The sequence below is a fragment of the Kribbella sp. NPDC003557 genome, from assembly GCF_040610805.1.
Taxonomy (GTDB): domain Bacteria; phylum Actinomycetota; class Actinomycetes; order Propionibacteriales; family Kribbellaceae; genus Kribbella.
Genome location: NZ_JBEXMY010000002.1, coordinates 844,796 through 857,823 on the forward strand (window position 1 = coordinate 844,796; position 13,028 = coordinate 857,823).

Below are 13,028 nucleotides of genomic sequence, written 5' to 3' on the forward strand. Positions count from 1 at the left end.
GCGATGTCGGATCAGGGACAGCCTGTTCGTGGATCAGGTGAACGCCGGCCGCTCGAACCGACGGCCGCGTCGCACACAACTTGGGAGATGTCGTGAAACTGCTGCTCACATCCGGAGGCCTGACCAACGAGAGCATCCGCGATGCTCTCGTCGATCTGCTGGGCAAGCCGATCTCCGACTCCGCCGCGCTTTGCATCCCGACAGCGCAGTGGGGCCATCCGATGCTCGGGCCCGCCTCGGTGCGGCGCTTCGTCGCCGGTGAGTCTCCGTGGCACTCGATGACCAGCCTGGGCTGGGCGTCGTTGGGCGTCTTGGAGCTCACTGCGCTGCCCAGCATCGGCGAGGAGCGATGGGTGCCGTGGGTCCGCGAGGCCGACGTACTGCTGGTGGACGGCGGCGACGCGGCGTACCTGTGCCACTGGCTGCGGCAGTCAGGGCTGTCGGAGCTCATGGCGTCGCTGCCCGAGACGGTCTGGGTGGGGCTGAGTGCGGGCAGCATGGTGATGACTCCGCGCATCGGTGCCGACTTCGTCAACTGGCCGGCCGCGCCCGACGACCGCACCCTCGGGGTCGTCGACTTCTCGATCTTCCCGCACCTGGACCACGAGGACATGCCGGAGAACACCCTGGCCGACGCCGAACGCTGGGCCGCCGGCATCGGAGGCCCGTCGTACGCCATCGACGACCAGACCGCGATCAAGGTGGCCGACGGCACCGTCGAGCTAGTCTCCGAAGGCCACTGGAAGGCCTTCCCCGCCTAGCCGTCCAACTGTCCGCGTGATGCCTGCAGGTGGGCCGTCGTCACACACCAACCGAACGAGTTAGGACCCAGAGTGGGCGCGCGGCCACGCTGAACGCTCGCACGCTTCGACGGCTGGACTCCGGTGCTGACCTGGGGAGAGCCTTTGAACATGCCTTCCCCGGGAGGTCTGGTCGGACGGGAAGCCGAGCTTGCCTTGGCTGCGGCTGCCGTGCGCGATCTCAGCGAGGGCAGGGGGTCGGTACTGGTGATCGAGGGGGAAGCCGGCATCGGCAAGACCCGGCTGGTGGAGTGCGTCGTCGATGACGCGCGTTCTCGCGGAGTTGCTGTGTACGGCGGGCAGGCGCATCCCTTCGAGCGCACCCGCCCGTTCGGTGTGGTCGCTGCGGCCCTGGGTCTGAGCCGGCGGTCGACCGACCCGCGCCGAGCTGCGATCGGCGAGCTGCTGGGCGGCCGGGGCCAGGGGATGTCCGCGCCGGCCGCCGGCGACATCCAGTACCGAGTCGTTGAGGAGATCGTGGATCTGGTCGACAGCACTTGCTCGGAGAGCCCGGTGCTGCTGGTGGCCGAGGACATCCATTGGGCCGACAGCGCAAGCCTCTTGACGATCCTGTCGGTGGCACGGCAGCTTCCTCTGGCGGCGTTGCTTGTCGTCGTGACAGCCCGGTCCTCGCCGCGGCCCGCTCAGCTGGAACTGCTGCTCGCTGATCTAGCGGCCGGGGGCGCGCACTCCGTGCGGCTCCAGCCGCTGTCGCCCGACGACGTGGCCAGGCTCGCCCGCAACGCGCTGGGGGCGTCTCCTGGCCCCACTTTGACCGCAATGCTGGCCAAGACCGCTGGGAACCCGCTGTGGGCCGTGGCCATGGTGCGGTCACTGGTCGATGAAGGCCGGCTGCGCCGCACCGATGACATCATCGACGTCACGACCTCCGAGCTGCCGGCCTCGCTGAGCGACCTCGTGGTTCGGCGCCTTCGCGACCTGCCCCCGGCAGCGCTGGAACTGCTACAGGTCACGGCTGTTCTAGGCGATTCCGTTTCGCTTCGCGACGTCGCAGCCGTCACCCGCCGACCGCCGGCCGAGGTGGTCCGGCATCTCAGTCACGCGTTCGACGCTCAGCTCCTGGACGAGGCTGACGAACGCGTTGTGTTCCGGCACCAGCTCGTGCATGACGCGATCTACCAGCACCTGCCGCCCGCGGCCCGCCGTCTTCTGCATCGTGAGGCAGCGGTCGTGCTCATGACCGGGGGCGCAGATCGACTGGACGTGGCGGATCATCTGATCCTCGGCGCGGAGCGTGGTGACGAGCAGGCGGTGGCCTGGTTGCGGGACGCCGCGCATGAAGCGTCGGCTCAGGCGCCGTCGGTCACCCTCGAGCTCACGCGCCGCGCCGAGGCGCTGCTTCCCCGTGGTCATCGCGAGGCGGATCTGGTGTCAGCGGAGCTCGTCCAGGCGCTGCTGCGCGCCGGGCAGCCTGCCGAGGCGTCTGATCGTGCACAGGCGGTGCTCACGCGGCCGCACGCCACTGAGGTGGACACACCGCTGCGCGTGGCGCTGGTCGGTGCGTTGGCTCTCCAGAACCGCGCCGCCGAGCTGTCCGCCGTCGTCCGCGCCAGCTTCGCCGGCTCCGCCCGGCTTGAGCCCTCCGACCGGGTGCTGATGCTGGCCCAGCAGAGCTGGGCCCTGACCTATACAGGCGATCCGAAGGCAGGTGAAGCGTCCGCCGGCCAGGGACTGGCCATCGCCGAGCAGGCGAGCGATCCTGCGATGACGGTGTGGGCTCTGACGGCGTTGATGGTGGCGGTGGGCCGGCAGGGCCGCTTCGGTGAAGCGCTGGTCCACGCCCGGCGCGCATCCCTGCTGGCTGAGGATTCGCCCGACATAAGGTCGCTGCCGCTGCGGCCGAAGTTCTTTCTCGGCCTGGCGCTGTTCGACTGTGATCTCGTCGGCGACGCGCGAGCGGCGTACCGGGCTGCTCTCGACGACGAGTTCGGCGCAGGATGGTGGCTCTCCGAGACGCTCATGGCCGATGCCCAGGCGTCCTTCGCGCTCGGGGAGTGGGACGACGCCGTACCGGGCCTGATCGCCGGCGGCCAGACGGCGCAGGAGAAGGGCAACCCGCTCCTGGTGTCTCAGTCGCTCGCGTACCGGGCCATCATCGCGACGGGCGTGGGGGATCACCGGACCGCTGGCGAGCTGACGGCCGGAATCGCTGCCTCGCTGGAGGGCGACCAGCCGAGCTACAACGCTGGGGTCCTCGCCTTCGCGGTGGCGGGACTCATGGCGGCCCGGGGCGATCATCAGGCTGCCTACGACCTGCTGCTGCGGTGCTGGCGGTTCGACGTGGCACGAGAGAGCCGTTTCTACCATCGCTGTCTTGCGCCCGATCTCGTGCGTCTGGGCCTGGAACTGGGCCATCGTGACGTCGCGGCCGAGGTGGCTAGCGCTGTAGCGGAGGGAGCGGGCCTGGCACCGGAAGTGCCGACGGTGCAGTCCCTGGCGCTGCGCTGCCAGGGCATGGTCGACGGCGAGGTCGAGCAGATGCTCCATGCCGTTTCACTCGCCCGCCAGGCCCCGCTCCTGGTCGAGCACGCCGGTGCTTGCGAGGACGCGGCAAGCCTGCTGGCCCACGGCGGGCGTCGGGACGAAGCAGCGACGCTGCTGGCCGAGGCTTTGGAGCGCTATGAGCAGGCCGGGGCCGATGCGTGGGCGGCCCGCGTCCGGGCGCGGCTGCGCGAACTCGGCATCCGGCCTGGCCCCCGTGGGTCCAGGCACCGTCCGGCGGGCGGCTGGGAGAGCCTCACCACGACCGAGCAGGCGGTGTCGCGGCTGGTGGCAGAAGGACTCACGAACGGCGCCGTGGCCAGGCAGCTCTACATCTCGCCGCACACTGTCAACACCCATCTCCGGCACGTGTTCGCCAAGCTGGGCGTCTCCAACCGGGTCGCGCTCGCCGCCGCCGTACATCACACGATCGAGTGATGTCTTCGCCCCTCGCGGCTCACAGAATCGATCGCAGGCAGCAATGCACGCTGCAACCACAGCCAAGAGGGGGTGCCACGGTGGACAACGCTGCGACGATGCGGACTACCTACGAGCTGATCAACGCGGGAAACCTCGCCGGGTTCGGCGAACTGGTCGCCGACGACTTCGTCGAGCACCAGGGCGGGCCGGGCTTTCCCACCACGAAGGAGGGCACGCTCGACTTCTTCCGGGCGCTGCTGACCGCCTTTCCCGACTTTCGGATGAACGTCGAGGACCTGATCGCCGACGGGGACAAGGCCGTGGCCCGAGTCAGGGTGACCGGGACTCACCAGGGCGAGTTCATGGGTGTGCCGCCCTCCGGCACGGGCGTCGAGGTGGAGCTCATCGACATCATGCGGTTCGACGGAGCGGGCCTGGTCTGCGAGCACTGGGGTGTCGCGGACATGCTGTCGCTCATGCAGCAGCTCGGCGTCGTCCCCACGGCCGCTCCGGCTTAGCACAGGCCGGCTCACACACCATGCAAGGAGGAGTTATGCCCACGATCATCGTGACCCACGATGTCACCGACACCGACCACTGGCTCACATCACCGAAGCGTGCGGAGCTCCTGCCCTCGTTGGGCGCCAGCAACCTCCGGACGTTCGTCAACCCTCAGGACCGGACGAAGGTCGGTCTGGTCATGGACGTCGCGGATCTCGACGCTCTCTTCGCCGTGCTGGCCAACCCATCGGACGAGCTGGTCGAAGCAATGAAGTACGACACCGTCCTCCCCGAGACGATGTCGATCCTCGTAGCGTCCTGAGCCATCGCGATTACCTACGCGGCCAGGCACCCGCTCTGTCCAGAGTTCCGATCTGGCGCCCAGAGCGGAGTGGCTGGTCGCGGTACGCTCGCCGTACGTTCAGCGGCTTGTCTCGTACCTGGTCATGATCACGCCGCCGGGGAACGTCTGCGTCTCCACCAGGTCCAGATTCACCCAGCTGTCCAGCGTGGTGAAGAACGGCGCGCCGGCGCCCACCAGCACGGGATGGGTGACAATCTCGTACTCGTCGACGAGCCCGGCCCGCATGGCCGCCGCGGCGAGCGTGGCGCCGCCGACCCGCATCGGCTCGCCGTCGCCGGCCTTGAGCCGGGTGATCTCGGCGACCGCGTCACCGGTGAACAGGCGGGTGTTCCAGTCGACCTTGTCGATCGTCGAGGAGAACACCACCTTCGGCGTGTCCCGCCAGTTCCGCGCGAACGCGATCTGCGCCGGGGTGGCGTCGGGCTGCTGATCGCCGGTCGGCCAGTGGGAGCTCATCGTCTCCCACAGCTTGCGCCCGTACAGGAACAGCCCGATCGCCAACTCCCGGTCGAGCCACCACTGAAACAACTCGTCGCTCGGCACACCCCACCCGAGGTCGTCACCGGGCGCGGCGATGTAGCCGTCCAGCGACAGGTTCATGCCGTAGATCAATTTCCGCATCGAGCCATGCCTCCCGTCAGTCGGACGCCGCGCTCCGGCCGCCCGTCACCCCTACAACGAACGCCCCACTCCGGATCCGACAGACCATCGGCACAATCCTCACGAAGCAGACGGGCACGACGGCATGTCACGCGGCGCTTTGGGTGTGGATGGCGGAGGGTGTGGGATTCGAACCCACGATGACGGTCACCCGCCATACCGGTTTTCAAGACCAGCGCACTCGGCCGCTATGCGAACCCTCCTGGCGGTTGCCGCCGAGGGTTGAGGATACCGGGTGGAAACGGAGTGCGGGGGTGGGGAGGGGCCGGTAGGGTCGGCGCAGCGGCGGGGTCGTCGCTGAGGGTTGGACGGAGGTGAGAGCAATGTCTCGGTCGTTCGAGGGCATCGCACACGCCGTCCGGTCGGCGCACTGACGTTCTGACCGGGCGGGACCGGCCGGCTGTTCGGCCGGGTCCATCGATTCGTCATGCCCTCAGGAGTTCATATGCGTTCACTCGGTGCCTACCTGGCTCCGGCCGCGCTCGGCGCGGATTTCCGGAAGATCTTTCCGGCCGCCGTCATCTCGAACCTCGGCGACGGTGCGCTGATCGCCGCCGGTCCGTTGCTCGTCGCCTCGATCACCACCGAGCCCGCGGCGGTCGGCGCCGCGGCGTTCGTCCAGCAGCTGCCCTGGCTGCTGTTCGCGTTGTTCAGCGGCGTCCTCGTCGACCGGCTCGACCGCCGGTTGATGATCGTTGCCGCAGACACCTTTCGCGCGGTCGTCCTGGCCGCGCTCGGTCTCGCAGTACTGCTCGACACCGCTCCGCTGTGGGCGGTCTACGTCGCACTCTTCCTTCTCGGTACGGCGGAAACGCTGGCAGACAACGCATCCGGCGCGTTGCTGGTCAGCGCCGTACCGAAGGAGCACCTCGGCAAGGCCAACGCCCGGCTGTTCGCCAGCGGCACGGTGCTCCAGCAGCTCGGCGGGCCGCCGCTGGGTGCGCTGCTGTTCGCTGCGGGTGCCGGTATCCCGCTGGTCTTCGACGCGATCACCTTCGCTGCGGCGGCGACCCTGATCGCCCGCGTCGCCGTCCGTCCGCCGCTCCCTGACGACTCCACGCGGACAGCGATCTGGCATGAGGTGCGCGAAGGGGTCCGGTGGCTCTGGGGCCACTCCGGCGTACGGACGCTCTCCTTGTCGATCCTGGTCATGAACATCACCTTCTGCGCCGCGTTCGCGACCTGGGTGCTGTTCGCGCGCGAGCGGCTCGGGCTGACCGAGACACAGTTCGGTCTGCTGGTGTCGGTCGGCGCCGTGGGCGGTGTGCTCGGCATGCCGACGTACCACTTCCTGGAGCCTCGGGTGGGATCCGTGACACTCCTGCGGGCTGGGCTGGTCATCGAGACGGCGGTCCACCTCATCTTGGCGCTGACCAGGAGCCCGTGGGTCGCCGGCGCGACCATGGCAGTGTTCGGCGTCCACGCGGTGGTGTGGGGCATTGTCTCGACTACAACGCGTCAGCTCGCCACACCGGACGTGCTGATGGGCAGAGTCAACAGCGTGTACCTGCTGGCGTCAGTAGGCGGTGCAGCGATCGGCTCCGCGCTGGGCGGCGTACTGGCGCAGCGGTTCGGTCTGGCCGCACCGTTCGCGATCGCGTTCGTGGCGATGGTGGTGATGACAGCAGTGGCCTGGCGCCCGCTGCGGAACGTCGCGATACGACGGGTGTCCGCGGCTGACTGAAATGGGTTGGAATGGGCTGGCGAGCGCTTGCTACGGTTCGCCAGCCGCCGAAAACGACCCGATGGGAGCGCTCCGCCATGCCCGCAGCCGCGTCACTCGGACTGCCGAACGTTCGCGGCCGGGTCCCACTGCTGGCCGGTCTGGCGATCGACTCGTTCGGCGGCGGCTGTGCAGGGCCACTGCTGTTGCTGTACTTCAACAAGGTCGCCGGCATCCCCCTCGGTACCGCCGGCGTGATGCTGACCGTCGCGACGTTGTTCTCCATCGCGGCGCCGGCCGCGGTCGGAGTGGTGATCGATCGGTTCGGGCCGCGGAATCTCGTGGTGGCCGCCCAGTTCGCTCAGGGCCTGGCGTTCACCGGCTTCTTCTTCGGGCGGTCCAGCTGGCTGCTCTTCCTGTGCGCGCTGGTCACGACGACCGGGCAGCGGGTGTTCTGGTCGGCGATCTTCAGCCTGCTGGCCGATGTCGCCGACGAGGGCGAGCGGGACAAGTGGTTCGGTCTGGGCGGCATGATGCAGGCCGGTGGCGTGGCTCTGGGCGCGCTGGTGGCCGGGTGGCTGCTGGCGATCGGGGGCGATGCGCCGTTCTTGTTCGCGATGGCTCTCAACGCGGTGACGTTCTACCTGGCCGGGCTGCTGCTCCTGCGGCTGCACCCGTCACACCATGAGCGGAGCGACCAGGACAGCGGGCCGGCGCCACAACTGCGCAAGGACAAGACGTTCCTGGCGTTGATCGGGGCGAACACGCTGCTGGCGCTCTGCACGATGATGCTCGGGGTAGGCGTGCCCGTGTACGTCACGGAGGCTCTGACCGTGCCCAAGTGGCTGGTCGGGGTACTGATCGCGGCGACGTCAGTCGTGCTGGCGACCGGCCAGACTCTCGTCGTACGGCACACCGAGCGGCGGCGTCGCACCAACGTCATGGTGGTCGCCGGGATCACGTACGCCGTCTGGGCGCTGCTGATGGCGCTGCAGGTGCACATCGCGGTGGGGTGGGTCGTGCCGGTCCTGGTGCTCGCCACAGCCTGCTACGCGTTCGCCGACGTACTGCACGCGGCGACGAACAACGCTCTGTCGGCGGCGATCGCACCGACGGTCGGCCGAGGGAAGTACCTGTCGTACTGGCAGTACTCGTTCACGTTCTCTAGCGTGCTCGCACCGGCCTTCTTCGCGCAGCTCTTCGAGGTGCATCACGAGCTGCCGTGGGTGGTGCTGGCAGGGCTCGCGCTGGTGGCGAGCCTGACCATCTACGTGCTGGCGCGAGTGGCGCCGCGGTTGAGTTCCGAGCGGATCTGAGCGGCTGGTTCCTGACCTGTCAGGATGCGTTGCATCGGATCGAACATCTGTTCTAATGTTGGCTCCAGTTCGCGGTTCTCCACCCCGGATTGTCCGCCGGACCGAGCCTGCCACCTCCGATGTGGACGGCCCGGAGGACACCGCCGCCCGGGTTGTGAGGACCCGGGCAGTGGAGAGTCCGCACGTCGACCGGGTACACAAGCTGGGAGCGAGGTGATCAAGCGACGAGAGGACAGCGACAGATGCTGCTCGAACACCGCGGCCGTCGACCGGTCGTGCCCGAATCCGCGTACGTCGCCCCATCGGCCGTGCTCTGCGGTGCCGTCGTCCTCGGCGAAGGCAGCAGGGTCCTGCACGGGGCAGTCCTGACGGCGGAGAACGGCGAAATCCGGCTCGGTGAGAACAGTGTGGTGATGGAGAACGCCCTGGTACGCGGCCGGGCCGACCATCCCGCGCTGATCGGCGACGCGGTTCTGATAGGTCCCCATGCGCACGTCAACGGCGCCACGGTCGAGGACGAAGTCTTCATCGCCACGGGCGCCGCGTTGTTCCCCGGTTCTGTCGCCGGCGCGGGCGCGGAGCTGCGGATCAACAGCGTGCTGCACGTGAACTCGAAGCTGGAAGCAGGCACGGTCCTCCCGATCGGATGGATCGCGGCCGGCGACCCGGCCCAACTCTTCTCCCCTGACCGGCACGAGAAGCTGTGGCAGATCCAGCGCGACCTGGACTTTCCCGAGACGGTGTACGGCGTGCCGCGCGGCACGTCCATGCGCGACATCATGGCGCGCCAGTCGGCGTACTACGGCGAGCACGCTTCGGACCGCCCTATCGATCCCTCCTGAGCGATCTTCTTCTGGCCGAACAGGTGATGGTCAGGCGAAGGTCAGGGAATGGAGCTCGAAGCGGCGGACCTGGGCGGGAGAGGAACCCGCACAGGTCAGGCGGGCTTCGACGGTGTCCAGGTGTGCCGAGACTTCGACGGCGATCGGGCCGTGGGTGGATGCGAGGAGGATCCGCCAGCGGTTCTCGCCGAGGACTTCGAGCGATTGCGGGAGGAGGTGGTCGACCGCGGGTGAGTGACCGGCGGCGCGGGCGAAGTGTTGAGCGGCTTGGACGGGCGGGTTGAACGCACCTGATCCACGGAGGAGATCGGGTACGACGACGCCCTCGTCGTACCGCTTGGCGAGCTCGACGGCGCGGGCTGATGGGACATGCCCGTAGAACAGGCTGTGGGGCAGCACGACGACGTTCGCCGCGAAGCGGTCGCCGCCGATGTGGCTGCACTCCCAGGTGCGCTCCGGGTAGGCGGTCGCGAGCGCTGCGGCGACGGGTCGTCCACGGACCGCACAGCAGGCGTCGTGCCGGCCGTGGGTGCAGACGAGGTACACGGGTTCGTTGCTGACCTGACCTGGATCGTTGCCGGCGAGGACCTCGAGCAGGTGCTCGTCGGTCGGCAAGTCACCCCAGCGGGCGCCCTCACGCCCGGGCCAGCAGTCCACCAGTCCCCATCGCCGGGAACCGGTCCGATCCACCCGGCCGTACCGCCTGACCAGCACCGGCCGGATCCCTAGCTCACGACACCTCCGCGCCACAGCGCCACTCAGGTCGCCTTCGGCCGAACTGTGCTGAAGGGGCGAACTGGGCTGAAGGGAAGTCAGGGCTTGGCGGGGCCAGGGTGAGTGGGACTCGATGAGGAGCCAGCGTCCGGCGGGTGGGGCGGTTGCGGTCAGGGCGTCGTGCCGGAGGTCGGCTTGTGCTGCGCAGCCGGTCTCCGGTCGGTACCTGACGTCGTCTCGGTCCACAGCACCTCACGATACTGTTGCCACTTCAACTACCAGAGCGGTCTACTGCGCCACGACGACTGCCTCGGTGAGCAGGCGGCGGACCAGCACGAGTTGGTCGGCGTCGTCGAGCCCGGGAAGGTCGCCGACCTTGCATTCGGCACCGGAGACGAGTTCGGTCACCGCCGCGGCCGTGCTCACCGGGAAGGTGATGGTGCGGTCGGGTAGCTGCAGGACGAGCGGATCGCCGGGGACCAGGCGGCAGCGGAGCCCGGCGCGGAGGCGCACCGTCGTGCCGACTGCGAGGGACGTGATGGACGCAGCGTGGGCCAGCGGTCGCAGCGGGGCCGGGCGGTTGCTCGACCAGGTGCGACGGCGCAGGCGGTTGGCCAGCGCGTCCGGGGTCGCCGCGCGGAGTTCCTGGGTGAACAGCTCGACTACCTCGGGCAGGACCTCGGCCAGTTGCTCAGGGTCGCCAGGGTCGAAACCAAGAGGTAGCGCGGTGCGCAGGGATGCTTGGTTAGCGGCAAGAGCTGCCAGCTCCTGCACCAGCAGATAGCGCGTCAGCGTGTGCAGACCCACGGTCAGGTGCGCGCTGACACCACCCAGCGCCTTCGCCGAGTGCAGGAAGCCGCGGGGCACGTAGAGCGCATCACCAGGCCGCAGTACTTCATCGATCACCGGCGCCGTGTCACGCGCCGCAGCGTCAACGGCCCGCGCGTGGTCGGTCCACGGCTGGTTACGCAACGGGTCGACATGGACCGGCTCATGCACCGTCCAGTGCTTCTCGCCGGCGACTTGCAGGACGAACACGTCGTGTACGTCGTAGTGCGCGGAGAAGCCCTGCGACTCGGCCGGCGTGATGTAGGCGTTGATCTGGACCGGGTGCCCCACGTCGGCCGACAACTGCGTGGAGAAGTCGACCAAGGCCGGCCACGTTCGATGCAGCGCCTGCAGTACGACGGTGTGACCGCCTGCGAACAGCGCAGCCACCTTGTCGTCCCGCACCTGGTCCGCGATCTCCGCACCGACGCCGGCCGATCCGGTGAACTGACCGTCGCCGACCACCGACCCGTTCTTCGCGATCCGCAGGAACGGTGTCCGCAGGCCGCGTCGGGACAGGAGTTCGTCGACGGCGTCGAGGCTGAACAGGTCGTCGTACGGTGCGGGAAGGTCGGGCCCATGGGACAGCAAGGCCCGCGAACCCCAGTAGGAGTTGGCGAACTCGTCCAGATCGCCCGCCACACAGCGCCGGAGGGCCGGGCGCTCATCTCGCAACAGCTCACCGCCGGCCGGCACCGACTGCTCGGCCGGATGGTTGTTCTGCGGGAACGGCCCGACCTCCGGCACCGTGGTCACCAGCTTCCGGAGTTCCCGCCGGCGCCGCCGTCAGCGCCACCATCGGCACCACCGTCGGTCGCGTTCGGGTTCGCGCCGCCGTCCGCGGGGCCTTCGCCACCGGCTCCACCGTCGGCGCCGCCGTCCTGCGTGCCCTGCGAGGCGCCACCGTCGGCCGGGCCTTCGCCGTAGCCGCCGCCACCGGCACCACCGTCAGCGCCACCATCGGCGCCGCCGTCCGCGCCGCCCGGGTTCGCGCCACCGTCCGCGATGCCCTCGCCACCAGCGCCACCGTCCGCGCCGCCGTCCTGCGTGCCCTGCGAGGCACCGCCGTCAGCCGGGCCTTCGCTGTAGCCCGCGCCGCCATCGGCTCCGCCGTCAGCACCGCCGTCCGACGACTCGCCGCCGTACCCGCCACCGGGAGCAGCTGTCGACCCGCCCGAACCTCCGTACTCGCCGCCGCCTTCGGACGAGGTGTTCATGTCGTCATCGTCGAGACCCATTGTGCTGCTCCCTTCGCGAACGGCCAGAAAGTTGCCCGAGACCTACCAACCCGGGCACTGGTCATCTTGTGCGCAAAGTGGACCTCAGCTAAACCCCCGTGGCGTTACAGCGCCAACTCGATTAACACCTTCACCAACTGGTCGGTGACGTCCTCGGGCCGGACGGCGATCCGCAGCCAGTCGGGCCCGAGCCCGGGGAACGTGTCGCCGCGCCGGACCGCGAACCCCTTTCCACGCAGGGATTCCCGCACATCGGCGGCCCCGCGAAGATGCACCAGGACGAACGGCGCCCGCGCGACGCCGTACGTCGAGAGTCCGTTCACTGTTGCGAGACCGTCAAGCAGATGGACACGCTGGCGTTCGATGTCGAGCGCCGCCTGCTCCGCCTCCGCGACGGCCCGCTCGTTGCTGCAGGCAATCGCCGCCGCGAGTGCAGGAGTGGACACCGGCCAGTGCGGCTGTACGGCGGCCAACTGCTCGACGAGACCCGCGCCGGCGACGACGTACCCGACCCGCAGCCCCGCGAGTCCCCACGTCTTCGTCAGGCTCCGCACCACCACGAGCCCGGGGATCGAAGCCCCGACGAGCGACTCGGGCTCCCCCGGCACGGCGTCCATGAACGCCTCGTCGACGACCAGGATCCGGTCGGGGCGGGCGAGTTCGCGCAGCTCGTCGGCGCGGTGCAGGACCGACGTCGGGTTGGTGGGGTTGCCGATGACGACGAGATCGGCATCGGCCGGTACGGCGGACGGGTCGAGCGCGAACCCGTTCTCGGGCCGCAGGATCACCCGGTCGACCAGATGCCCGGCCGAGCGCAACGCCGCCTCCGGCTCGGTGAACTGTGGGTGCACCACGACCGGGTGCCGCGGCCGGAACGCCCGCGCGATCAGCACGAACGCCTCCGCGGCTCCAGCGGTGAGCAGCACCCGGTCAGGGGCGACGCCGTGCCGGTGTGCGACCGCGGCGACGGCCGCGTCCTGCCGTGGGTACGCCGCGAGGTCGGTCAGGCTCGCCGTGATCGCGTCGAGCAGCCAGGGCGGCGGCGTGCCCGCGCGGACGTTGACGGCGAGGTCGACCAACCCGTCGCCGACCTCGAGATCGCCGTGATGCTCCAGATCAAACCCATCCGCCACGCCCAGGAGGCTAACGGGTCAGGGAGTTCGCCGGACCGGCCGGTCCG

At 69.3% G+C, this 13,028-nt stretch carries 12 protein-coding genes and 1 tRNA gene; 7 read left to right on the top strand and 6 right to left on the bottom strand.

Translation table 11 applies throughout. The annotated features are described in order from the left end of the window. Nucleotides 1-92: 92 nt before the first annotated feature. From ABZW60_RS10020 to ABZW60_RS10035, 4 genes are all read left to right on the top strand, one after another. Nucleotides 93-761: a Type 1 glutamine amidotransferase-like domain-containing protein gene (locus ABZW60_RS10020; protein WP_355475389.1), complete on the top strand. Its 669-nt coding sequence runs from the start codon at nucleotides 93-95 to the stop codon at nucleotides 759-761. Nucleotides 762-911: 150 nt separating this feature from the next. After that, nucleotides 912-3,740, top strand: coding sequence for an AAA family ATPase (locus ABZW60_RS10025; protein ID WP_355475868.1), 2,829 nt, complete (start codon nucleotides 912-914; stop codon nucleotides 3,738-3,740). 98 nt (nucleotides 3,741-3,838) lie between these two features. Then, nucleotides 3,839-4,240 (top strand): ester cyclase, encoded by a 402-nt coding sequence (locus tag ABZW60_RS10030; protein WP_355475390.1) that lies wholly within the window; start codon nucleotides 3,839-3,841, stop codon nucleotides 4,238-4,240. Between the two features lie 35 nt (nucleotides 4,241-4,275). Continuing rightward, nucleotides 4,276-4,545 (top strand): hypothetical protein, encoded by a 270-nt coding sequence (locus tag ABZW60_RS10035; RefSeq protein WP_355475391.1) that lies wholly within the window; start codon nucleotides 4,276-4,278, stop codon nucleotides 4,543-4,545. Nucleotides 4,546-4,644: 99 nt separating this feature from the next. Here the strand turns inward: ABZW60_RS10035 and ABZW60_RS10040 are convergent, their stop codons facing one another. Together ABZW60_RS10040 and ABZW60_RS10045 are read right to left on the bottom strand one after the other, a co-directional pair. Beyond that, entirely contained in the window at nucleotides 4,645-5,208 is a 564-nt protein-coding gene (locus ABZW60_RS10040) for a dihydrofolate reductase family protein (RefSeq protein ID WP_355475392.1), read from the bottom strand. Nucleotides 5,209-5,358: 150 nt separating this feature from the next. Continuing rightward, a tRNA-Ser gene (locus tag ABZW60_RS10045) sits at nucleotides 5,359-5,450 on the bottom strand. Nucleotides 5,451-5,692: 242 nt separating this feature from the next. Between ABZW60_RS10045 and ABZW60_RS10050 the strand changes: the two genes are divergently transcribed. The 3 genes from ABZW60_RS10050 (at nucleotide 5,693) to ABZW60_RS10060 (ending at nucleotide 9,068) form a co-directional block, all read left to right on the top strand. Next, a complete protein-coding gene (locus ABZW60_RS10050) occupies nucleotides 5,693-6,931 on the top strand; it encodes an MFS transporter (RefSeq protein ID WP_355475393.1) in 1,239 nt (412 codons plus the stop codon). A 77-nt stretch (nucleotides 6,932-7,008) separates the two neighbouring features. Beyond that, a complete protein-coding gene (locus tag ABZW60_RS10055; RefSeq protein WP_355475394.1) occupies nucleotides 7,009-8,226 on the top strand; it encodes an MFS transporter in 1,218 nt (405 codons plus the stop codon). Nucleotides 8,227-8,468: 242 nt separating this feature from the next. Further along, a complete protein-coding gene (locus ABZW60_RS10060) occupies nucleotides 8,469-9,068 on the top strand; it encodes a gamma carbonic anhydrase family protein (protein ID WP_355475395.1) in 600 nt (199 codons plus the stop codon). A gap of 30 nt (nucleotides 9,069-9,098) precedes the next feature. Here ABZW60_RS10060 and ABZW60_RS10065 read toward each other — a convergent pair whose 3' ends face one another. The 4 genes from ABZW60_RS10065 to cobC form a co-directional block, all read right to left on the bottom strand. After that, nucleotides 9,099-10,028: a sucrase ferredoxin gene (locus ABZW60_RS10065; RefSeq protein ID WP_355475396.1), complete on the bottom strand. Its 930-nt coding sequence runs from the start codon at nucleotides 10,026-10,028 to the stop codon at nucleotides 9,099-9,101. 42 nt (nucleotides 10,029-10,070) lie between these two features. Then, a complete protein-coding gene (locus tag ABZW60_RS10070) occupies nucleotides 10,071-11,366 on the bottom strand; it encodes a cupin domain-containing protein (RefSeq protein ID WP_355475397.1) in 1,296 nt (431 codons plus the stop codon). Further along, nucleotides 11,363-11,848 (bottom strand): BatC protein, encoded by a 486-nt coding sequence (locus ABZW60_RS10075; protein ID WP_355475398.1) that lies wholly within the window; start codon nucleotides 11,846-11,848, stop codon nucleotides 11,363-11,365. Before ABZW60_RS10075 ends, ABZW60_RS10070 begins: the two co-directional genes overlap by 4 nt. A 104-nt stretch (nucleotides 11,849-11,952) precedes the next feature. Beyond that, nucleotides 11,953-12,981 (bottom strand): Rv2231c family pyridoxal phosphate-dependent protein CobC, encoded by a 1,029-nt coding sequence (cobC, locus tag ABZW60_RS10080; RefSeq protein ID WP_355475399.1) that lies wholly within the window; start codon nucleotides 12,979-12,981, stop codon nucleotides 11,953-11,955. Nucleotides 12,982-13,028 lie beyond the last annotated feature (47 nt).